Raw genomic sequence first — 21,974 nt, 5'->3', positions numbered from 1 at the left:
TTTTATTTTCTTACGAATGGTGGAAGTAACTTACTGGAAACTTCGCCAAAACCAATGCGAACTTGCCCATTTTGACAAAATCCTTTCATGATTACAGTGTCGTTATCATTGATGAATTTACGTTCTGTCCCGTCATTCATTTTTATAGGGTTTTTTCCTCCCCAAGTTAATTCTAGCATGGAACCAAAACTATCTTCGGTTGGTCCTGAGATTGTTCCTGATCCCATCATGTCTCCAGAATTTACGCGACAACCATTAGAGGTATGATGTGCTAATTGTTGACACATTGACCAGTATAAATATTTAAAATTAGAATGAGAAACAACTGTTTCTTCGGCATTTTCAGGTTGAATTGCCACTTCTAAATTGATGTCGAAAGAATGCTTTCCTTTTTGTTGTAAATAAGGTAACGGAGTAGGTTCTTGTTTTGGACCTTTAGTTCTAAACGGTTCCAAAGCATCCATAGTGACAATCCAAGGTGAGATTGAAGTGGCAAAGTTTTTTGCCAAGAATGGTCCTAGTGGCACATATTCCCATTTTTGAATATCGCGGGCACTCCAGTCATTCAATAAAACCATTCCAAAAATATAATCTTCGGCTTCATTTATAGGAATATTTTCTCCCATAATATTGACGTCGGTTGTTATAAAAGCCGTTTCCAATTCAAAATCTACTGAACGGGAAGGACCAAAAACAGGTGTGATTTCGCCATTTGGCAACGTTTGTCCCATTGGTCTGTGTACTGGAATTCCCGAAGGGACAATAGTAGAGCTTCTTCCATGGTAGCCCACAGGTATATGAAGCCAGTTGGGTAATAGTGCGTTTTCAGGATCGCGGAACATTTTTCCTACATTAGTAGCATGCTCTTTACTGGAATAAAAGTCAGTATAATCACCTATTAGTACTGGTAATTGCATTTCTACGTCTTCCATTTTAAAGATGACAATATCTCTTTCTCTTACATTATCGCGTAATTTTGGATTTTTTTCGTCAAAAATTTCGGCGATACGATTTCGAACCAAACGCCACGTTTTCTGACCATCAGAAATAAAATCATTCAAAGTGTCTTGCATGAACATATCATCCGTCAGCTCAATACCTTCAAAATAATTTAATTGTTGTAAAGCTCCCAAATCGATAGCGAAATCTCCAATTCTAGTCCCTACAGTTACTATGTTTTCTTTAGTAAGAAAAACACCAAAAGGAATGTTTTGAATGGGGAAATCACTACTGGCAGCTACTTCTAACCATGATTTTCTATTAGTATTGTTGGCAGTTATAGGCATATGGATGTTAATTATTTTGTTGAAAATTACTCATCAAATATATTATAATCTAACTATTAACCAAACGTTTTTTTGTATTTTTGCAACATATTAACGAAAATCAAAGAAATGCAACGCGACGAACAAATTTTTGACCTTATTCTAGAAGAACAAGAAAGACAAATACACGGATTAGAACTTATCGCTTCGGAAAACTTCGTAAGTGACGAAGTAATGGAAGCAGCTGGTTCAGTTTTAACCAATAAATATGCAGAAGGATATCCTGGCAAAAGATACTACGGCGGTTGCGAAGTAGTTGATGTTATTGAGCAAATTGCTATTGACAGAGCCAAAGAATTATTTGGTGCTGCTTACGCAAATGTACAGCCGCACTCTGGTTCACAAGCGAATACAGCAGTTTATCACGCTTGTATCAAACCTGGAGATAAAATTTTAGGTTTTGATTTGTCACATGGTGGACACTTAACTCACGGTTCTCCAGTAAACTTTTCTGGACGTTTATATACGCCTTCTTTCTATGGTGTAGATAAGGAAACTGGAAGATTAGATTACGATAAAATTCAAGAAATAGCAACAAAAGAACAACCAAAATTAATCATCGCAGGAGCTTCGGCTTATTCTCGTGATATGGATTTTGAGCGTTTCAGAGTAATTGCTGACAGTGTCGGTGCTATTTTATTGGCTGATATTTCTCACCCTGCCGGACTTATTGCTAAAGGTTTGATGAATGATCCATTGCCTCATTGTCATATTGTAACTACTACGACTCACAAAACATTGCGTGGTCCTCGTGGAGGTTTGATTTTGATGGGTAAAGATTTCGAAAATCCATTTGGTTTAACTACTCCAAAAGGAGAACTCAGAATGATGTCTTCTCTATTAGACTTAGCTGTTTTTCCTGGAAATCAGGGAGGTCCTTTGATGCACATTATTGCTGCTAAAGCGGTGGCATTTGGAGAAGCATTAAATGATGAATTTTTCACTTATGCTTTGCAATTACAAAAAAATGCTAACGCAATGGCGGATGCTTTTGTAAAAAGAGGATATGAAATAATTTCTGGAGGTACAGATAACCACATGATGTTGATTGATTTAAGAAACAAAAACATTTCTGGAAAAGATGCTGAAAATGCATTGGTAAAAGCAGAAATTACGGTAAATAAAAACATGGTTCCATTTGATGATAAATCACCATTTGTAACTTCAGGAATTCGTGTGGGAACTGCAGCGATTACCACTCGTGGTTTGGTTGAAGAAGATATGGAAACTATTGTTGCTCTAATTGATAGAGTTCTAGTGGATCACACCAATGAAGATGTTATCGAAGCAGTAGCTGCTGAAGTAAACGAAATGATGAGCGAAAGAGCTATTTTCGTATACTAAATAAATACGTCTTAAAGTTTTAAAGTCGAAAGTCGAAAGTCTTGAGGAAGAATTTAATAGTTCTTTCTTAATTTTGACTTTCGACTTTCGATTTTATGAACTTTTAATATTTTGATTTAAAAATTATGTCTGTACTAAGATTAAAATTACCAACCGATCCGAGATGGGTGAATATTGTAGAGAAAAACATTGAAGAAATCTTGACAGATCATGCCTGGTGTGAACAAAAAGCAGCGACAAATGCCATTACAATTATCACTAGTAACTCAGAACATCAGGATTTAGTGAAGGATTTATTGGCTTTGGCCAAAGAAGAAATTGATCATTTTGAGCAAGTACACAACATCATCATCAAGCGTGGTTTGAAATTAGGTCGCGAACGCAAAGATGATTATGTGAACGAATTGTATTTGTATATGAAGAAAAGCGGAGATGGAAGCAGAGTTTCTGCCTTAGTGGAACGGTTATTGTTTTCAGCCATGATAGAAGCCAGAAGTTGTGAACGCTTCAAAGTGCTTTCGGAAAACATCCAAGACGAAGAATTATCTGTTTTCTACAGAGATTTGATGGAAAGCGAAGCGGGTCATTATACGACTTTTATAACCTATGCGCGGAAATATGGAGTAGGAATTGATGTTGAAAAACGTTGGCGAGAATGGCTTGAATTCGAAGAAAATATTATAACAAATTACGGTAAAAGTGAAACGATTCATGGATAAATTTAATTGTGATATCTTTTATTTTTATTTGAAATACACCTAATTTATTTATGAGCGCTAATAATCAGCTTTTTATATTTTTTATTTTTTAAAGAAACCAATGTTTAACATTTAAATTAAATTATTTGTTAAGGATTAATAATTTTTGATTTACTTTTAGCGTTTACTTTTAACTTTAACGATTGTTTATAGCTATGAAGCTCAATTTTAATTATGATGGAAATATTGCTTGCAGGGCGATATTGCAAGATCAATTAGAAAATATGGATATTAAATATCAACTTTTGGATTTAGGACAAATTGAAATCGGTGATGATGTTTCAGAAGACAGCTTTACAGCGCTGCAAGATAGTTTAAAGAAATATGGAATTAATATTATTGATAACCCAAAAGGGCAATTAATTCAAAAAATTAAAGATGCAATTATTGAAATTGTCTATGAGAAAGATAAATTTCCTAATGTAACAATTTCACAATACCTATCAGATAAATTAAACTTTCGATATGGATACATTACAAATGTTTTTTCGGAGTACACGCATACATCAATTGAGAATTTTATAATTATTCAAAAGATTGAAAGAGCAAAAAAAATGATAATTGAAGAGGAACTCACTTTAACTGAAATTTCTCATGAGCTAAATTATAGTAGTGTAGCTTATCTATCCACACAATTTAAAAAAGTAACGGGATTAACGCCTTCTATGTTTAAAAGAATAGTTGATAAAAGAAGGCAGTTAGCTAATAATGAATAAATAAAATTAGAAAAACAACCCCAATATTTTATGATTACACATCAAGATTCAATGCATATTCTTTTAGCTGACGATGACGAAGATGATCGCACTTTTTTTAGTGAAGCTATACAGGAGCTTAAAATGAATAACAAATTGACTCTGTTTAAAGATGGTAAGGATCTAATGGATTATCTCATTCATCCTGATATTAAGTTGCCTCATGTTTTATTCCTTGATTTAAACATGCCAGGAAAAACCGGAATCGATTGTCTAAAAGAAATAAGAGCGAATACTCGTTTCAAAGATGTTTCCATTGCTATATATTCTACCTCTTCATCAGAAAAAGATATTGAAGATACATTTATAGAAGGTGCTAATATTTACATCAAAAAGCCAAACGATTTTTCTATGTTGAAAAAAGTAATTAAAGAAGTTGTAAATATGAATTGGCAATTTCATACCTCTGGCTTAAATATAGAGACCTTTTTCTTTAGCATATAATTAGGAAATAAATGAAAATTCTTAGACTATATAAGAACTCTCAAGTGTTTAAAATAGCTTTAGCTATTGCAATTGTTGTGATTTGTTATATAGCCTCTGTATTTTATTCTCAAATGAAGAAACTCGATTCAACAGTTGAGTTAATTGCAAACTCTAATGAGACTCAAATTGAACTCGAAAAACTTTTATCGGTAATCAGTATTTATGAAACCGGTTTGCGAAGCTATATCATTACAAAAGATGAATCGTATATAGAAGACCGGTTTTTGAGCAGAGGTAAAATTGAAGAAAACTTAAATAAATTAAAGAAGTTAACTTCAAATAATCCAGTCAGAAATAAGGATATTGACGGACTTAAAAAAATTATTGATTACAGATTTAAGCTGTTCCGACAAACATTAATTATTGCTAAAAGTAAAAATTCAGGACCTTTATACTTAAATGCTAAGCTACTGGAAAGTAGTGAGGTTACAGATAGGATGAAATCTTTTGTCACTAAAATAATTTTTTCTGAAAGTGCAAAAACAAAATTTCAAAATGACAATCATCAATTTGAATTACGGGAATCCATTATAACCGCCTTTTTATTGGTTATAATTTCTCTTTTAATATTGTTGTTATCATTCAATAAAATGAATGTGGATATTGAAGAGCTCAAAAAAGCAAATGACAAATTAAAATTGCTTAATGAGTCGTATAATACCGCTGAAATGACTGCTGGTTTTGGACATTGGATGGTTAATCTGGAAACTAATACCTATACTTTTTCAGATAATTTGTTCCGTCTAATGGGGGTTGAACCCAATGCATTTGAACCCAACATAAAAAATACAATTAAATTCATTCATCCGGATGATTTAGATTATGTGACAAAAGTGCATAAAGATTCTTTGATAAACCATCAGTCCACTTCCATGATATTTAGGTTTTTAACTCCGATAGGAGATGTGAAATACATTTTGGGTGTAGGAAGTTTTACTAATGATGGAAATGGAAATTTAATTAAAATAGGTGTGAATTGTGATATAACAAACCAATACAAAAAAACACTTGAATTAGAGGAAAATAATAAAGAGCTTAAATATATCAATAAAGAACTCGAAGCTTTTAACAATATAGTAAGTCATGATTTGCAGGAACCGCTGCGTAAGATTCAAATGTTTATTTCCAGATTAGAAGAAAAGGAATTGGATTTGTTAACCCAGCAAGGAAAAGAATATTTTTCTAAAATCCGTATAGCAGCCAACAGAATGCAAACTTTATTAATAGATTTAGTCGATTATTCCAGAACAATAAAAGGCGATAAGGTTTTTGTAGAAACGGATTTAAATAAGGTATTAGATGAAACGCTTCAAGATTTATCCACTAATATTGAAGACAAAAAAGCAACCGTTGAAATTGGAAATTTGCCAACGATCAAAGTAATACCGTTTCAGATGAAACAGCTTTTTATAAACTTAATTTCGAATTCTCTTAAATACAGTAAAGACGATGTACCACCTCAAATAAGTATCGCATCTAAAGAGATTACTGAAAAAGAAGTAGTAGATTATAAGATAGCGAATGCAGCCGATTATTATAAAATTGCTATTGAAGATAACGGAATTGGTTTCAAACAGGAATATGCCGAAAATATATTTCTTTTGTTTAAACGTTTGGAAACCGATCCTAAATACTCAGGGACTGGACTTGGTCTGGCTATTTGCAATAGAATTGTAGAGAACCACAAAGGTTTCATAAAAGTAAAAGGGGAACCTAGAGTAGGGGCTAAATTCTATATTTTTATTCCAAAAGGAAATTTGCTTTAATTTCAATACATAAATTACAATGATTACATTAAAAGAAGCTTCAATAGCTGATATAAATACAATTCAAGAGATTGCCAATAAAACGTGGCCGATAACATATGGTGAAATTTTGTCAAAAGAACAATTAAACTATATGATGGATTTGATTTATTCAGATGAATCTTTAATAAAACAAATTCAAAACCAAGAGCAATTATTTTATATTGCCTATGAGGAAACTTCAGTTTTAGCATTTATAGCAATCGAGCACAATTATAAGAGTGAAGCAGTAACCCGAATTCATAAAATTTATATTTTGCCAGAAACACAAGGAAAAGGAATTGGTAAATTATTAATTGATGCGGTACAAAAATTAGCCAACGAAAATAATTCGACATCACTTTCCTTAAACGTAAATCGTTTTAATAAAGCACTAGCTTTCTATCAAAAATTAGGTTTTGAAATCATTGCCGAAGAAAATATTGAGATTGGTAACGGGTACTTGATGGAAGACTACAAAATGGAAAAAAAGCTATAATTATTTCACTATAATATCATGTTTGTAAAGTAGTCCTTTAAGTCCTTCTAAAGCAAAGACGGCTTTCTTTAATTTTGTTGTCTTCGGGTCAATGGTATAATTGTAGCTTGTTTTGAAATTTGCTTTATTAGCAATTGCTTTAGCAAATTCAGAACGGTATAAATCGCAATTTTCAAAAATAACTTCGGTCAAATCTGTGGCCATAAAATCTACTGCAATTAAACTACAATTGGTAAATGATGTTCCTTTGATTTTTAAGGTATAAAATTTGGAGAAATCCAAAATACAATCGGTAAAAGCAATTTCGAAAATTAATTTATCGCACATGGAAAAATTCACTTCTTTAATTTCGCAACGATTAAAAGTCACGGTTCTAAAAGCGACATAATTTATTTTTGCATTGCTAAAAGTACAATCATTGAAAGTACAGTCAATAAAAGTGACCGCCAGAAATACACATTGGGAGAAATTACAATTGGTAAAAGTACAACACTCAAATTCCTTAAAATTGACTTCTTCTTCGCTATAAATGATGTTGTTGTATTCAATATCTAGAAAATATTCTGGCATTTATAGGTTTTAAATTCAGGTTTAAGGCAATGATACTTCGCAACAAAGAAACAAAATTCTATAGCTATACAATTCAGAATTTGAAATAATTATTTTAAAATTTTAAACTCTGTCATAATCTCCTTTCCAATTAATGATCGCTTTTTTAACTGCGGATCCGGATAGATTTTCATTCAAAGTTTTTTCTGTAAGAGCTGGAAGTTCTTCATCGGGTGCAAACCGCAAAGCAAATAATTGGTCATCATTTAACTTATGTTCAAAATCCTCCAATCTTTTTCCTGTAATAGAAAAATAACGGTATCGAAGTTCTAAACGTACAATTCGGTTTTGCAAAGTCAATGCGTAATGTTGTCGCAACATGAAAGCCAGACAAAACAGAACAACAAAAATAGCACTGATGAAAGTCCAAATCAATTTGTCTTCGGAGGTGCAACTAAAATACACGCTGAGGGCCAGAAATGTCATTATAATAGGATAATAAACAAAATGATGAGGCGGATAATACCGAATATAATTTTTATAGGATTGTGCTTCCATGATTTTCTTTTATAGTTTTTTAAAGATAGTCAAAACAACTTGTTTGGAAGGAAACTGGATTTTTAATTGTAAGAAAACCAAAATTATATAAGTTTAGAATTTCATAAATCCTTTTCGGGAATGATATGAGCCAAGATTCCTATTCAGAATTTAAACAACTACGAGTTTTGAAAATAGACTATAAAAAAACATAGGAAACAGAAATCCCACCATAAAAATTTCTAGGATTTCCGGGGTAATAATACCTTGGTGGTACATTTCCAAAACCAACGGCATTGGGTAAAATGCTAGCCGCATAATGGGTGTTCGTTGCATTATTAATTCCAGTACTCAGTTCTGCTTTTAGGAATTTTTGTATTTTAAAAGTATAAGCCGCTTTAATATCCAACAGTTTATAGCCATCACTATATTTTGAGTTTGTATCGTTCATTGGAATTTCACCCACACTTCTAAAAGAAGTATTCAAACTAAAACCATTTTCTGTACTCAAATCCACCCCCAAATTCAATTGTACGTTAGGAACGCCTGTTAGTCTGTTACCCGAATAATCTGCATTTCCATCCACAAAATCCTTGAATTTAAAATTGTTAATCGTTCCTGAAAAATAGGGTGTAATTTGCCATTTAGAAGTTTTTAAAAGCATATAGTTTACAGAATATTCAATTCCAACATGTGAACTCTCTCCTGCATTAATCCCCAAATACTGGTCTTCGGCTGTGCGTCTGGCCACCAATAAGTTTGTGATTTGTGTGCTATAAAGTGCGATTTCAGTATATAATTTATTAGCCAACCAATTGCCTTTGAAACCCAATTCATAATTCCATCCAATCTCTGGTTTTAAATTGGTATTGATTTGCCCTTCAGGAGTCAATGTTTCGGCAACTGAAGGCACTGAGAATCCTTTACTGATTGAGGAATAGATGTTCTTACCTTCGGCTACTTTATACGAAAGCCCAATTCTAGGCGATAAAACATTTCCAAAAGTATAAGGTGGTTTTTGGTTTACAGTATTATGTTGAAAAACATCTTCTAAAGAATACGTGGTTGTATTCAATGCCAGACCGCTTTCTAAAAACAGCTCTTTCGACAGTTGTAGTTCTATTTGTAAAAAATAATTGATGTAATTCCGTTTCTGTTTTATGTTACTGAATTCCGCTCCCGTAATACTTCCCTGGCCGGGTTGAGATAAGTATAAATTTTTGAAAAGAGAAAAATTATATTTTTCGGATAAGAATTCTGTTCCAAGGCTTGCTTCAAAGGGCAGAGAAAATAAACCGGCTTTGTAATTTATCGTAGACCGAAATCCTAAGGAGTTTGTTTTTTCTTCCAAAATGTCAAAAGGTCTGTCTTCATTTGCCTTTTTTAAATGGGTGAAAACACTCGTTTTGGCTGACCATTTCTCAGAAAACTGATAGTTGTATCCAATTCCCATCAGGAATTTATCAGAGGATTCATTTCCTTTGGCCGCAGCCCAAGTAGTCGCAGCCTTTTCGGGATGATTTTTAAAATCATTTTCATTTAATGAACTTGGGATAAAAGCTTTTAGACGGGTGAAAATCCCTAAATAGGATAAACTTCCTTTGGAGTTTAATTTTTGTTTCCCGTGTACGTTAAATGATTTTCTGTCGTAAGCACTATTAGCTCTAAAGCCATCACTTTGCAAATGCGTATAGCTAGAAAACAGATTTGATTTAGCATCGCTATAGCCCGCAGAAAGACTTTGTTTTACCAAGCCAAAACTACCGTATGTCGTTACTGATTTTCCAAAGGATTCCCGAAAAGGAGTTTCTCTTGCAAATAAATGTATTACACCACCCAATCCAGAACCAAAGCTAGTGGAATTAGGACCTTTAATTATTTCAATACTTCCAATGGATTCCAAATCAATATCTTCAATTACCGTTTCGCCTTCGCCACTTGTCAATGGAATATTTTCGAAATAGGCTTTTACTTTATTGGTTCCATATTGTGATCGAGCGCCAATTCCCCGAATCGTAATTCTATTGGTATTCAAAGATCCTTGTTGCATGTAAACCCCCGGAATTTTATTTAAAACGGAGGTGAGTATCACGCCATCACTTTTGTTGAGATCCGTCCTCTCAATAACTGATACAGCTGCCGCAGTATTTTGAATAGAAGTTTTAATAGGCGATGCCTGAAGAATAATTTCAGGAAGAGTGATCGTGTCCTTTTGTACTTGACCAAAAGCTGGCATGATACAAAATAGAAAAAAGACGAAAAGGGAAGAGGTGCTTTTGTACAAGGATTATATATTTATTAGAAATCAAAAATATAAATTTACTATTTACTTTTGAACCTGAGAGAACTATATGTAATAAATATGATATAAAATGAAAAACGCAATTATCAGCTAATTTGATAGCATTTTATTTTATGAACCCGAAAATTATGTAACTTTAGAAAGCAATTATTGCTAGTACTACCTAACCTTCTGGTTACAGACTTTACCCATTGTCCAAACTAAAAATATATAAAAATGCTACAAAACTTATTAATTGAGCGAATGATATATGCCTCCGAAGAGCATAAAATGATGCAGGCAATGATTCAGGAATTCATTTCAAATGATATTATGGATCATTTAGAGGAGTGGGAGAAAAATGGAATGGTATCCCGTGAAATATGGAAACGAGCGGGAGAATTGGGATTGTTGTGTTTGGATATTCCGGAATTATATGGGGGAGGAGGATTGGATTTTACATTTAATGCTTTGCTTATTGAAGCGTTTGCCAAAAAGGGAATAACTGGTCCCGGCTTTTCGTTGCATTCTGATATTGTAGCTCCTTATTTATTGAAATATGGAACTGAAATACAAAAACAAAAGTATTTGCCGCTAATGGCCAAAGGTGATATCATTACTGCTATCGCAATGACGGAGCCTAGTTGCGGGAGTGATTTAAAAGCGCTACGCACCACTGCCGAGGATAAAGGAGATTATTATCTGGTGAATGGACAAAAAACCTTTATTACCAATGGTTTCATGTGTGATATGGTTATAGTGGCTGTAAAGACCAATCATAATATAGCGGAGGAGGGTGTAACTTTACTTATTTTAGAATCGGCAATGGAAGGTTTCCATAAAGGAATTCCCCTAAAAAAAATTGGAATGAAATCTCAAGATACCGCAGAGTTATTTTTTGATAATGTAAAAGTTCCAAAGCAGAACAGGCTTGGAGACGAAAAAGCAGGATTTAAAATTATGATGCAGGAATTAGCCCGTGAGCGTTTATCCGTTGGGATTACGGCGGTAGGTACTGCTGAAGGAGCAATCGAAAACACCATTGCTTATACTACACAACGAACCGCTTTTGGTACACCTATTTCCGGATTTCAAAACACCCGATTTAAACTGGCGGAATGCGCTACCCAATTGCAAATCCATCAGACCTTTTTAGACCGATGTATAGAATTAGTATCAAAGGATCAATTAACTGCAGAAAGTGCTTCGATGATTAAATATTCGGCAACGGAGATGTGTGGAAAAGTCGTTGATGAATGTTTGCAATTATTTGGGGGTTATGGCTATATGTGGGATTATCCAATTGCCCGCATGTATGCCGATAATCGTGTAGCACGCATTTATGCCGGAACAAATGAAATTATGAAAATAGTGATTGCGCGTAAATTACTTAAAGATCTTTAAGTTTTTTGCTGGTTTTAATTGTGTTAATGTGCCGTCCTAAAATAATGATACAGGTTATTGAATAAATCCTATTCTAATTATACAAATATGAAGTAACTGTACAAGAATTCATTTCAGAGATTGGAAATACTATCAACTGAATACGCCTTAATAAAAAAAGCCCTTTGGGAAATCCAAAGGGCTGATAATTGAAAAAAGATTTATTTTTTTGATTCTTCAACAGAAACTTTTCTAAACTCTTTTAAAAGTTTCTCCAGATCTAAAGTTGATTTACGTGCTCTTGTTCCGGCAGCTTTGTTTCCTTTTTCGATGTGTAATTCAGATTCTGTTTTGAATGTCTCGATTTCGGCGTTGATTTTTGCGAATAAATCTTTCATGATAATACGTTTTAGATTAATATGCAAAAATAGAAGTTTGATTATTATGTAGGAATAATTTGCTGTTAAAATTATTGTTATTTTTTATGAGTGATTGAGGTGTGCTAAATATTAAAGATTCAAAGATTTAAGACAATTTTATTGCAGCATATACACAATATTTGATAAATAAAGTAGAAACCCAGCAAGGTTATCAATAACGAATAATTGCATTATATGTTTGCTTTAAGTTTATAATAATCCTAATTTTTTAGCTTTATTTATTAGATCCCTATCGCTGCCTTTTCCCATTAATAGCTGCCCTTTTATATTTGCTTTTCTTTTTTCTATAGCACTCATAGAAAGAGGTATATAGTTGGGAAGGTTAACAGTTTTAACTCCTTGTGAAATTAAGATTAGAATCTGACTATCATGTTTATCCCAATTTATATTTCTTTTAAACAATTCTCTCTGAGATTCTAGTATTGTAGGACTTCGGAATGTATCTCCACCCATAATTTTTTTACAAATAATAGGGAATAATTCAAAGTTAATATCACTTTTAGAAACAAAACCTTCTGGGTTTATCTCTTTAATAATCTTATCTACAGTAAGAGGTTCACTATGCATTGTAAGAAGGACTATTTTACAATTTGTAAATTTTTTTCTTATTAGCGAAGCCAGATCAATACCATTTTCAATATTAAACTCTTTATAAGGAGGAAGGCTAATATCTAATAATGCCAAATCAATATTTGTATTTTGTTTAAGATGAAAAAATATTTGATTGTATGCATCTTGACAATTATAGCTCTTTACAAAATTTGGTGTGTTTTTTTGAAAGTCGTTATTAGATAAAAGGTTACTATAGCTGTCAACTGTCATTGGGTGATCATCAACTATCAAAATAATAAGGGGCTTATTCATCTTTGTTCAATTTCGCACAAAATTAATTAAATATTACGGTTATACCGTAATATTTAAAGAAGACAAAGTTGTTTTTTTGTGATAGATGATGTTTAACTTAACCTACATTTTTATGAAAAGTAAATTGTATATAGCGGGACTTGTTTCCGTTGCTTTACTAACTTATTCCTGTTCGACCGATGAAGACAGTTATGAAGTTCAAGCAGTAAAAACGATTGATTTTAAGAGTCCACCCCAGTCTCTTTTAAACCAAGAAATTACTGCAAAAAGAATTGATTCCACTACAGTAAAATTAGAAACAACTGTAATTGAAGAGGAAGGTGATCCAAGTAATCCAAAACCTCCAAGATAGTATTAAGTTATTATTAATTGAAACAAAAGTGCCATATGATTTATTTGTAAATCATATGGTGCTTTTGTTTCAAAATACTATATTTGATATTATAAAATAATAATTACATTTTGAGTACCCTTACAAAAACAATCTGTTTGCTTCTAATACCTTTTTTTTTTTCATGCCAAAAGAAGCATTCAGATGTCTCTGCAAAAAACAAAACTATTATATTTGATAAAAGTTATTTAGATGGTTTAAAAAAAAATGAAAAAGAGAAATACTTAGATTCTCTAGGTGATTTATTAAAATCCAAAGAAAATGATTCCGTTGTCAGAGAGGTATATTTAAAAGCCGCGACGGAATATTATAATATTGATAATTTAGAAAAATCTTTATCTTTCAGTTTAAAGGCTTTAAAGCTATCAAAGCAGGCTGGCGATAGTGTCAGAATTCCGAAGGCCTTATTTTATGTGGGCGATTGTTATCAAAACTCAAAAAGAGACAGCGCTTACTTTTATTATTTACAGGCAGAAAAAATATATTATAAACTGCATGACTTTGATAATATGGGGAGCATGTTATTCAATAAAGCCCATGTTTTATTTTATGATGGAAATTATGTAGAATGTGAAGTTCAAATTTCTAAAGCACTACTGTATTTAAAAAAATCTACCAATTACCGCTTGATTTATGCTTGTAATACATTAATGGGGAATTGTTTGGAAAAATTGGTTAATTATGATGAAGCATTACGGTATCATAATTTAGCACTACGGGATTTAGAAAAAATGAAAAGTAGTGGTAAAGATAAAGACGAAATAAATAATTACAATGTCAGTTCTGTTATTAATATATGCAATTTATACGATTTAAAAGGGGAGTTTTCAAAGTCTATTGAAAAATTGCAAAGCTTACTTTCAGAGGATTTAAAAAAGAAATCACCCAGATTATATGCTAATGTTTTAAGTAATTTGGCTTATTCTAAGATGAAAAACGGGAATTATAGAAATGTTGATTCCATGTTTTTTGAATCCTTAAGAATTGTTGACAGCATGGGGGTTGAGTCGGATATTCTGTATAAAAAGATACATATAGGGGAATATTTTTTAACTCAGAAGGATACTATAAAATCAGTTCAAAGTTTAAAAGAAGCAAATCAATTAGCTATTAAAATTAAGAACAGTAATGAAATTTTATCATCCTTAAAATTGCTGTCCAAGTTAGATAAAAGTAATAGTTTTTTTTATGCAAATGAATACATTAAAGTAAGTGACAGTATTAATCGAGTTCAACAAAATGCTCATAATAAGTATGCCAGAATTGAATATGAAACTTCAAGAATAGAGGATGAAAATAAAATTTTGACAAAAGAGAACTTTTATATTTTAATTTTTTCGTTTGGGTTGGTTTTAGTACTTATTGTAGTAATTGTTTTAAGATATTTAAAATATAGAAATAAAGAGTTACAGTTTGTTAAGAAACAGCAAAGAGCTAATGACGAGATTTACAAACTATTAACAGAGCAAAATAAAAAAATAGATATTGCAAAAGAGAATGAGAAGGCCAGAATAGCAAAAGAATTGCACGATGGAGTAATGAATAAAATTTATGGTGTTCGAATGAATTTAGGTTTCTTTAATTCTATCATGGATGAGAAAACAATTGAAAAAAGGAAAGTATATATTTCGGAGCTACAAAATATTGAGAGTGAGATTAGAATGATAGCCCATGACTTAAAGCGGGGCTCTTTTATTGAGGGTAATGACTTTAATATATTATTGTCAAGTTTGATAGAAAATCAAAAAGAGTATACTAATACCAAGTTTAAATATTTGAATGATGGAATGTTTGAATGGACAACTATTGAAAATATTTATAAGATAAATTTATACCGTATAATTCAGGAGGCAATTTTAAATATTAGTAAATATGCAAATGCAAAAAATTGTGATGTACTAATTCAGAGAAAGGATAACTATCTTTTACACCTGACCATTAGTGATAACGGAGATGGGTTTGATATGAAAATTAAAAATAACGGTATTGGATTAAGCAATATGAAAGAAAGAGTACATTCTTTAAAAGGTCAATTTAAAATTGATTCAAAAATTGGAGAAGGAACAAAAATTGAAATTGTATTTAATCTTCAGACACTATCCTATTGATTCTTCAAAAAAAGTGAAATTGAAGTTGGTTTTTGCTGAGGATTGATTTACAATATTTCACGTTTTATTCGACACTATTCCTTAAAGTGTGTAAGTTTTATAATCGGATCCTTTTTTCAAATATAAGGGTAAATTGGTTTAAAACAATTCCCTAATTTCGAATAAGTATTGACCATTTTTTGTTGCTTCTCTTAGTGCAAATTCCAAGGATATTAGTACCAATTTCCAATTTAAAGAGACCACCTGATTTCGGAGCAAAATGACCACCTCAATTTTCTTTAATTGCTTCAAAACTTAATCTAGAAATTCAAATAAAGAAATATTTTTTTTATAAATGCATAAGTACTTGTTTATTATTGCGATTTAATTGTTTTTCTAATTTTACCCATGTCTGTTATCTTGTCTACCATAGTCCGTTTTTTTAACGAATGTATGGTCCTAACAATATGAAAAATTCAATGGTTTTTAGTGCTTAATTTTACCATAAAATTGGGCGTTCCATTTCAATTGGAAAGTGGTGATCAATTTGATCGTTTTTTTACTTAGTTACATAAAAGTCAAAAAATATATCTCAAGTAATAAAATTTGAATCGCATCGCCGACTATTGATTTTTTTTAAGCAAATATTGGTTGAAATAGTGTCTAGCTGTTAAATTTAAAAATCGTAATCAATTTATTTACTATTGTAATTAAAAAAGGGAAGATGTTTGACACCTTCCCTTTTGTCGAAGTAGCCGGGATTTCAATCGAACACTTAATACCAATCTTAACTTTTTTTGACAGTTTAAAATTATGATTTAATTTATTGATCCTTAGTATTTTAATTATTTTTTTTGATAATTATTTTTTAAGGTAAAAATGTTTAACTAAGTATTTTAACGGTTTTTAATAATTTAAGATTTATTAACGGTAATAAGTTATGGTTAAAGGAGGCGTGTGAGTTTGATAGTTGAAATCTTAATAATAGTCGAACACTTTATGGAGATAAAAATTATTATAGATTATTTGAAGCGTTCTATTTTATAGAATTGAAGGGCAGTAGCAACAAAAAATAGATTCTTTTAAATTACCGTCATAACAGTAAAATGACGTTTATTTCTCTTGTTTAAGCCAATTTATTATAATTTATGTATTAATTACTGCTATGACGGTAAAAAATAATGTTTCTTTTTAAAAACACTTGTGCTGTAAAGTATATTTACTTATTTTTACTGCTTAAACGGTAAAAAATGAATGATTTTAATTTAGGTCTCTTCATAAAAGAGCATCGCAAGCAAGCTGGACTGACACAGTTAGAATTGGCTAATCTAGCTGGAGTAGGGAAGACTACCCTTTTTGATATTGAAAAAAATAAAGGAACGGTTAGCTGGAATAATCTTTTAGTTGTTCTAAAAGTATTGAACATTGAAATCCAGTTTAAAAGCCCAATAAATAAATAATTATGAGAAAAGCAATAATATTTGTTCACGATAAAAGAGCAGGAGTATTGAGTGAGAATACTACTGGAGGTTATCAATTTACTTATGATGAAAATTATGATGGAGAAGCAGTTTCATTGACTATGCCTATAACTAACCGAGAATATTCATTTGCTGAATTTCCGTCATTCTTTGAAGGATTGTTACCTGAAGGTATCATGCTTGAGGGACTTTTGAAAATTGCTAAAATTGACAAAAAAGATTATTTCTCACAACTTATTGTAACAGGAAATGATCTAGTAGGAGCAGTAACTGTAAAAGAATGGAAAGATGAATAGATGTCCAATAACGTATGAATTATGTGGTGCTGAAAAATACAGTGAAAAAGGACTTCGAATGATTGCTCCTAAACTTACTGCATTAAATGACTTGCCATTTACGGCAGCTGAGCAAAGACAAGAAGCTGTTAATCGTGCTAAGAAATTGTCTATTCAAGGTGTGCAACCAAAATTAAGTGCTGTTATTTCTGTTGTGAATCAACAATTTGAAATTGTTGATCAATTTGGTAATTATATTATTAAACCTCAAAATGATATTTTTCCTGAACTACCAGAAAATGAAGATGTAACTATGAAGATGGCAAAAGTGTATGGACTTGATGTGCCTCTTCATGGATTGATTTATTCAAAGGACGGTAGTCTTTCTTATTTTATAAAACGATTTGACAGGTACAGTAAGGGGAAAAAATATGCTACAGAGGATTTTGCGCAATTAACAGGAAATTCAAGAGATACCAAGTATGATTATACAATGGAAAAGTTGGTCAAAGTAATTGATGAGTACTGCACCTTTCCTGCTATAGCAAAAGCAGATTTTTTTAAACGAGTTTTATTCTGTTTCATAACAGGCAATGAAGATATGCACTTAAAGAACTTTTCGGTAATTACAAAAGCTGGAAAAACAACTTTGACTCCAGTTTATGATTTTTTAAATTCTTCGATTTCCATTAAAAATCCCCAGGAGGAATTCGCTCTTTCTTTGAAAGGTAAAAAAAGCAATTTCAAATCAACGGAATTGATAGAATATTATGCAAAAGAAAGATTAGGACTTAATGATAAAACAATTGACACTATTTTATCTGATATGAATAAAAGTCTATCTAAATGGACACATTTAGTAGAGATATCTTTTTTATCAGATGCCATGAAAGAAAAGTATTTGAAGTTAATGGATAGTAGGATTAGGAGATTTTAATAATTATTTTGTTTTATGGTTTCTCGTAAAATTAAAAATTGTTAAGTTATTGATCATGATTATTATATTAATATTTATGTTACAATTGAATTTAAGTGCTTTTTTAATTTTATTCTTGACTTTTATTTTGTTTACCGTAATTCCTTTTTTTATAAATGTATAGTTCTAACAACATAAAAAAGTCAATAGTTCGTAATATAAGTTTGTCCTAAAATTAGGTGGTCAATTTGACCGGTTTTTCCATTAAATGAAATAATGATTAAAAAAGGGTTTGCGAAGCCATATAATGACGTTTTTTGCGAAATGCTACCCAATATCAAAAATGGAATTTGCAAGCTAAAAACAAAATAAAGGATTGTATTCTATTGTGACTAAGTTTTAATTTCTTTTGCCGGGAAGATATCGGGAAAACATAAAATAAAAAAACCGTAAAAGCTTAATTTATAGCTTATTACGATTTTTTTAAAGTGGAGTCGCCGAGAATCGAACTCGGGTCCAAACAAGCAACTAAAAAGCTTTCTACACGTTTATTTCCTGATTAGGTTTTCGATATTGTGCTAGGCCAGAAACAGCCACACGATACTTATCTTCTTAATTTCGAAATCCACCCGAAGCTTATGGAAATCTAGGTTTATTTTTACGGTTCCCCTAAATTGACCGCCACAAACCAAGGCTTTCAAGGAGAATCCAGCTTTCCTATCTGATAGGAACGTGGCTTAATCGTACTATAATTCGGATTATGCAGCTAAAGCGTAGTTATTTTCGCCGTGTAAAAGTGTAAGATCTTATATTTACGAGCAAGGTCTCAATGCTCGACGTGCTTACTTATCAATTCGACTTGCTGTCAAAACCAGTCGACCCCTTTTTTATTTCAAAATTCAAAATATGAATTTTGAGTTTGCAAATGTACAATTTTAAACTTGAATTAATATTGCTAAACTCTCAACTCTATTACAAAAATCATTCCTTTTTTTATTCGTCTTTTAATTTGAACGGATAATCACCAAATAAAACAGCTAATTTCCTAACATCGTATGTTTTTCGTGTAAATTTATTGGATAGTGCAATGATAGTTACACCTTCTTTTCTTAAGGTGATGTAGGATGACGTATTGCCATGCCACCAACCGTTGTGAAAATAAAAATTTTGTCCTGTATCCCAATTGACCATTCGAATACCAAGACCATAATTTTTAGTCCCTTTACGTTCATTACTATATCCTTTATATACTTGACTTTGCAGCTTTGGTGTTAAAAAAGAAGAACTATTTCTGGCTCTGTCAAATTTCAATAAATCCCGTGGTGTGGAATAGATATTTTTATCACCATAAACCGCATCTAAATAATCCTTGCCTATCTCCACTTTATTTCCTTTATAAGAGGTAACTGCTGTGTCTTTATCTCTTTCATAATCAAAAACATAAGTATTTTTCATCCCAAGTGGCTCAAAGATGATTTGTTTCATGGCATCTTTGTAAGGGAGTTTTGTTATTTTTTCAATTATTAATGCCAACATGGCATAATTTGTATTACAATAACTAAAACGCATATCGGTTTTGAATTCTAAACCAATGTCCTTAGTTGCCATAATAGTAAGGACATCTTGATTGGTAAGTATGTTGTGTCTGTCCCAAATCGATTTGTCTCGATCTGTAAAATAGGCATAATTACGCATTCCGCTTCTGTGATTTAACAATGTTTTGATAGTAACATCAGGATAAGGAAACTCTTTCAAGATGGTATTTACTTTTTGATCTAAATGAACTCTTTTGGCATTTATCAATTTTAAAATAGCCGTTGCAGTAATGACTTTACTCACTGATGCAATATGTAGTGGTGTAGATTTAGTAATTAATGTTTTATTTCTAAAATTAGAGTAGCCTTCATATTTTTCATAAATAATTTGTCCGTTTTTAGCTACTAGAAAGCTACCGTTTGCACTATTATTTGGCCAATTTTTATTGTAAAAAGAGTCGATATCCCTTTTTTTTGTATTGATGTATTCAGCCGTTAGTTTAGGAAGATCATTTCTTAAAGGTTTCATTTTAGGCAATGTACTCTTAGGGAGTTGGGCATCACTTAATTCTATTTTCTTTTTCTCTTTGGTACAAGAACTCAAAACGATTATCAAGGTGAGTATTTGTAGTATATTTGCTTTTTTTATAAATTTCATTTTCATAATGCTAGAATGACAAATATATAGAATCAATCCCTTTTGATTCTTCTTTTTTCCGAAACCTTAACACTATTTTATCAACGTTTTACAAATGCTGTTTGGTATCATTTTGGACATCAGCTTTTAATGGCTTGTATCTTGTAAATTTATTTAAAAAAGAAAGCCAATTTATTTAAAATTGTTATATTTGTAACAATTAATGTTAATTAAGTTATATTAAATCAATATAAAAAAATAAAAAATGAAATTCGGAATTATAAAAGAAAGAAAAAACCTACCAGACAGAAGAGTTGTTTTTTCACCAAATGAATTAGCAAGATTAAAACAGCTTTATCAGGGAGTTTTTATAAAAGTGGAAAGTTCCGATATTCGAATTTTCACAAATGAGGAATATAAAAATCTGGGGATTGAAGTTGCAAATGATATCAGTGATTGTGATGTTTTATTTGGTGTTAAAGAAGTTCCTGTGGAAGATTTAATTCCTAATAAAGCATATTTCTTCTTCTCGCATACCATAAAAAAACAGCCTTACAACAGAAAATTGTTGCAAGCGATACTCGAAAAAAATATTGATTTATACGATCATGAAACCATAGTTGATTCTCATAATCGTAGGTTAATTGGTTTTGGAAGATACGCTGGAATTGTAGGGGTTTATAACAGTATTCGCGCTTTTGGAATAAAATTTGAATTGTTCAAATTGCCAAAAGCAGAAACACTTTCTGGTAAAGAGGCACTAATTACTCATTTAAAGAGGCTAGTATTGCCGCCTTTAAAATTTGTGATAACGGGAAGCGGAAAAGTGGGCAATGGAGCAAAAGAAGTTCTTGATGCTATAAAAGTAAAGGAAGTTTCCGTCGAAAATTATTTGACAAAAAACTATTCACAACCCGTTTATACTCAAATCGATGTTTTGGATTACAATAAACGCAAAGATGGACAAGTACTGGACTTTACTGATTTTTATACTAATCCACAAGAGTACGTATCCGATTTTGAACGATTTACTAAAGTTTCTGACATATACATTACAGGACATTTTCATGCCAATGAAGCTCCAGTAATTCTGATGCGTGAAATGCTTCAGTCCAAAGATTGTAAAATTAAGATCGTTGCTGATATTTCTTGTGATGTGAATGGTCCAATTGCCTCTACGTTAAGATCATCAACAATTGCAGAACCTTTATATGGGTATTTACCCAGTGAAAATAAAGAAGTAGATATCTTTCATCCCGCTGCAATTGTTGTAATGGCAGTTGATAATTTACCATGTGAATTGCCAAAAGATGCGAGTGAAGGTTTTGGAGAAATGTTTATGGAACATGTAATTCCTGCGTTTTTCAATGGAGATAAAGACGGAATTTTGCAAAGAGCTAAAATAACCGAAAAAGGAAAATTGACTCCAAGATTCAGCTATTTACAGGATTATGTTGATGAAAAATAAAGAATATAATTTTTGAAATTAATAAACCGAGTTAGTGATAGCTCGGTTTTTTTGTGAAATTTTATAAATGAAATATGATTAATCTCATGAAACGGATTATTATTTCTCTATACCTTTGTTTTTCAAAATAAAATAATTTAATAGGAGCCTATTCATTTTTATGAATGCCAAATTACCAA

The 21,974-nt window shown here is 31.5% G+C and carries 20 protein-coding genes and 1 other RNA gene; 13 read left to right on the top strand and 8 right to left on the bottom strand.

The annotated features are described in order from the left end of the window. Nucleotides 1–2 precede the first annotated feature (2 nt). The gene (gene fahA / locus ACM55F_RS02800) at nt 3–1,286 is read right to left on the bottom strand and encodes a fumarylacetoacetase (RefSeq protein WP_416852184.1); all 1,284 of its coding nucleotides are present in this window, start codon (nt 1,284–1,286) and stop codon (nt 3–5) included. Nucleotides 1,287–1,394: 108 nt separating this feature from the next. Here fahA and glyA point away from each other — a divergent pair, with 108 nt between their 5' ends. The 6 genes from glyA (at nt 1,395) to ACM55F_RS02770 (ending at nt 6,951) form a co-directional block, all read left to right on the top strand. After that, nucleotides 1,395–2,669 (top strand): serine hydroxymethyltransferase, encoded by a 1,275-nt coding sequence (gene glyA, locus ACM55F_RS02795; RefSeq protein WP_416852183.1) that lies wholly within the window; start codon nt 1,395–1,397, stop codon nt 2,667–2,669. Between the two features lie 125 nt (nt 2,670–2,794). Next, nucleotides 2,795–3,388: a MiaE family protein gene (locus ACM55F_RS02790; protein ID WP_416852182.1), complete on the top strand. Its 594-nt coding sequence runs from the start codon at nt 2,795–2,797 to the stop codon at nt 3,386–3,388. A gap of 194 nt (nt 3,389–3,582) precedes the next feature. Further along, nucleotides 3,583–4,143 carry a helix-turn-helix domain-containing protein gene (locus ACM55F_RS02785; protein ID WP_416852181.1) on the top strand — a complete coding sequence of 187 codons (561 nt, stop codon included), beginning with the start codon at nt 3,583–3,585 and terminating at the stop codon, nt 4,141–4,143. 30 nt (nt 4,144–4,173) lie between these two features. Beyond that, nucleotides 4,174–4,626 (top strand): response regulator, encoded by a 453-nt coding sequence (locus ACM55F_RS02780; RefSeq protein WP_416852180.1) that lies wholly within the window; start codon nt 4,174–4,176, stop codon nt 4,624–4,626. Nucleotides 4,627–4,637: 11 nt separating this feature from the next. Next, complete coding sequence (locus ACM55F_RS02775) at nt 4,638–6,434, top strand: ATP-binding protein (protein ID WP_416852179.1); 1,797 nt, start codon at nt 4,638–4,640, stop codon at nt 6,432–6,434. A 19-nt stretch (nt 6,435–6,453) separates the two neighbouring features. Beyond that, nucleotides 6,454–6,951, top strand: a complete 498-nt coding sequence (locus tag ACM55F_RS02770; protein ID WP_416852178.1) for a GNAT family N-acetyltransferase — start codon at nt 6,454–6,456, stop codon at nt 6,949–6,951. Here the strand turns inward: ACM55F_RS02770 and ACM55F_RS02765 are convergent, their stop codons facing one another. The 3 genes from ACM55F_RS02765 to ACM55F_RS02755 all read right to left on the bottom strand — a co-directional run bounded on the left by ACM55F_RS02765 (nt 6,952) and on the right by ACM55F_RS02755 (nt 10,273). Next, complete coding sequence (locus ACM55F_RS02765) at nt 6,952–7,521, bottom strand: pentapeptide repeat-containing protein (RefSeq protein WP_416852177.1); 570 nt, start codon at nt 7,519–7,521, stop codon at nt 6,952–6,954. A 102-nt stretch (nt 7,522–7,623) separates the two neighbouring features. After that, nucleotides 7,624–8,058 (bottom strand): DUF6526 family protein, encoded by a 435-nt coding sequence (locus ACM55F_RS02760; RefSeq protein ID WP_416852176.1) that lies wholly within the window; start codon nt 8,056–8,058, stop codon nt 7,624–7,626. A 178-nt stretch (nt 8,059–8,236) separates the two neighbouring features. Continuing rightward, on the bottom strand, nt 8,237–10,273 hold the full coding sequence (locus tag ACM55F_RS02755; protein ID WP_416852175.1) for a TonB-dependent receptor family protein: 2,037 nt from the start codon (nt 10,271–10,273) through the stop codon (nt 8,237–8,239). A gap of 282 nt (nt 10,274–10,555) precedes the next feature. Here ACM55F_RS02755 and ACM55F_RS02750 point away from each other — a divergent pair, with 282 nt between their 5' ends. After that, complete coding sequence (locus ACM55F_RS02750) at nt 10,556–11,722, top strand: acyl-CoA dehydrogenase family protein (RefSeq protein WP_416852174.1); 1,167 nt, start codon at nt 10,556–10,558, stop codon at nt 11,720–11,722. Between the two features lie 200 nt (nt 11,723–11,922). Here the strand turns inward: ACM55F_RS02750 and ACM55F_RS02745 are convergent, their stop codons facing one another. Beyond that, a complete protein-coding gene (locus ACM55F_RS02745; RefSeq protein WP_416852173.1) occupies nt 11,923–12,099 on the bottom strand; it encodes a histone H1 in 177 nt (58 codons plus the stop codon). A gap of 231 nt (nt 12,100–12,330) precedes the next feature. Continuing rightward, nucleotides 12,331–13,005, bottom strand: a complete 675-nt coding sequence (locus ACM55F_RS02740) for a response regulator (RefSeq protein WP_416852172.1) — start codon at nt 13,003–13,005, stop codon at nt 12,331–12,333. 112 nt (nt 13,006–13,117) lie between these two features. Here ACM55F_RS02740 and ACM55F_RS02735 point away from each other — a divergent pair, with 112 nt between their 5' ends. The 5 genes from ACM55F_RS02735 to ACM55F_RS02715 all read left to right on the top strand — a co-directional run bounded on the left by ACM55F_RS02735 (nt 13,118) and on the right by ACM55F_RS02715 (nt 18,176). Then, nucleotides 13,118–13,357, top strand: a complete 240-nt coding sequence (locus tag ACM55F_RS02735; RefSeq protein ID WP_416852171.1) for a hypothetical protein — start codon at nt 13,118–13,120, stop codon at nt 13,355–13,357. A gap of 137 nt (nt 13,358–13,494) precedes the next feature. Then, nucleotides 13,495–15,504: an ATP-binding protein gene (locus ACM55F_RS02730; RefSeq protein WP_416852170.1), complete on the top strand. Its 2,010-nt coding sequence runs from the start codon at nt 13,495–13,497 to the stop codon at nt 15,502–15,504. Nucleotides 15,505–16,733: 1,229 nt separating this feature from the next. Then, a complete protein-coding gene (locus ACM55F_RS02725; RefSeq protein WP_416852169.1) occupies nt 16,734–16,943 on the top strand; it encodes a helix-turn-helix domain-containing protein in 210 nt (69 codons plus the stop codon). A 2-nt stretch (nt 16,944–16,945) separates the two neighbouring features. Further along, the gene (locus tag ACM55F_RS02720; RefSeq protein WP_416852168.1) at nt 16,946–17,260 is read left to right on the top strand and encodes a HipA N-terminal domain-containing protein; all 315 of its coding nucleotides are present in this window, start codon (nt 16,946–16,948) and stop codon (nt 17,258–17,260) included. Continuing rightward, on the top strand, nt 17,253–18,176 hold the full coding sequence (locus ACM55F_RS02715; protein ID WP_416852167.1) for a HipA domain-containing protein: 924 nt from the start codon (nt 17,253–17,255) through the stop codon (nt 18,174–18,176). The genes ACM55F_RS02720 and ACM55F_RS02715 overlap by 8 nt, the downstream gene beginning before the upstream one ends. A gap of 465 nt (nt 18,177–18,641) precedes the next feature. Here the strand turns inward: ACM55F_RS02715 and ssrA are convergent. Next, nucleotides 18,642–19,038, bottom strand: a transfer-messenger RNA (tmRNA) gene (gene ssrA, locus ACM55F_RS02710). Nucleotides 19,039–19,148: 110 nt separating this feature from the next. Continuing rightward, nucleotides 19,149–20,354 (bottom strand): serine hydrolase domain-containing protein, encoded by a 1,206-nt coding sequence (locus ACM55F_RS02705; RefSeq protein ID WP_416852166.1) that lies wholly within the window; start codon nt 20,352–20,354, stop codon nt 19,149–19,151. A gap of 238 nt (nt 20,355–20,592) precedes the next feature. Here ACM55F_RS02705 and ACM55F_RS02700 point away from each other — a divergent pair, with 238 nt between their 5' ends. After that, a complete protein-coding gene (locus ACM55F_RS02700) occupies nt 20,593–21,795 on the top strand; it encodes an NAD(P)-dependent oxidoreductase (RefSeq protein WP_416852165.1) in 1,203 nt (400 codons plus the stop codon). Nucleotides 21,796–21,974 lie beyond the last annotated feature (179 nt).

The sequence above is a fragment of the Flavobacterium melibiosi genome (genome assembly GCF_048158545.1).
Taxonomy (GTDB): domain Bacteria; phylum Bacteroidota; class Bacteroidia; order Flavobacteriales; family Flavobacteriaceae; genus Flavobacterium; species Flavobacterium melibiosi.
This window is presented reverse-complemented; position numbering and strand designations above follow the sequence as displayed.

Coding starts and splice junctions, on each gene's coding strand:
- ACM55F_RS02770 (WP_416852178.1), top strand. CDS start 6,454: ATGATTACATTAAAAGAAGCTTCAATAGCTGATATAAATACAATTCAA.
- ACM55F_RS02740 (WP_416852172.1), bottom strand. CDS start 13,005: ATGAATAAGCCCCTTATTATTTTGATAGTTGATGATCACCCAATGACA.
- ACM55F_RS02735 (WP_416852171.1), top strand. CDS start 13,118: ATGAAAAGTAAATTGTATATAGCGGGACTTGTTTCCGTTGCTTTACTA.
- ACM55F_RS02745 (WP_416852173.1), bottom strand. CDS start 12,099: ATGAAAGATTTATTCGCAAAAATCAACGCCGAAATCGAGACATTCAAA.
- ACM55F_RS02775 (WP_416852179.1), top strand. CDS start 4,638: ATGAAAATTCTTAGACTATATAAGAACTCTCAAGTGTTTAAAATAGCT.
- ACM55F_RS02700 (WP_416852165.1), top strand. CDS start 20,593: ATGAAATTCGGAATTATAAAAGAAAGAAAAAACCTACCAGACAGAAGA.
- ACM55F_RS02705 (WP_416852166.1), bottom strand. CDS start 20,354: ATGAAAATGAAATTTATAAAAAAAGCAAATATACTACAAATACTCACC.
- ACM55F_RS02755 (WP_416852175.1), bottom strand. CDS start 10,273: ATGCCAGCTTTTGGTCAAGTACAAAAGGACACGATCACTCTTCCTGAA.
- fahA (WP_416852184.1), bottom strand. CDS start 1,286: ATGCCTATAACTGCCAACAATACTAATAGAAAATCATGGTTAGAAGTA.
- ACM55F_RS02765 (WP_416852177.1), bottom strand. CDS start 7,521: ATGCCAGAATATTTTCTAGATATTGAATACAACAACATCATTTATAGC.
- ACM55F_RS02790 (WP_416852182.1), top strand. CDS start 2,795: ATGTCTGTACTAAGATTAAAATTACCAACCGATCCGAGATGGGTGAAT.
- ACM55F_RS02760 (WP_416852176.1), bottom strand. CDS start 8,058: ATGGAAGCACAATCCTATAAAAATTATATTCGGTATTATCCGCCTCAT.
- ACM55F_RS02750 (WP_416852174.1), top strand. CDS start 10,556: ATGCTACAAAACTTATTAATTGAGCGAATGATATATGCCTCCGAAGAG.
- ACM55F_RS02780 (WP_416852180.1), top strand. CDS start 4,174: ATGATTACACATCAAGATTCAATGCATATTCTTTTAGCTGACGATGAC.
- ACM55F_RS02725 (WP_416852169.1), top strand. CDS start 16,734: ATGAATGATTTTAATTTAGGTCTCTTCATAAAAGAGCATCGCAAGCAA.
- ACM55F_RS02785 (WP_416852181.1), top strand. CDS start 3,583: ATGAAGCTCAATTTTAATTATGATGGAAATATTGCTTGCAGGGCGATA.
- ACM55F_RS02720 (WP_416852168.1), top strand. CDS start 16,946: ATGAGAAAAGCAATAATATTTGTTCACGATAAAAGAGCAGGAGTATTG.
- ACM55F_RS02715 (WP_416852167.1), top strand. CDS start 17,253: ATGAATAGATGTCCAATAACGTATGAATTATGTGGTGCTGAAAAATAC.
- glyA (WP_416852183.1), top strand. CDS start 1,395: ATGCAACGCGACGAACAAATTTTTGACCTTATTCTAGAAGAACAAGAA.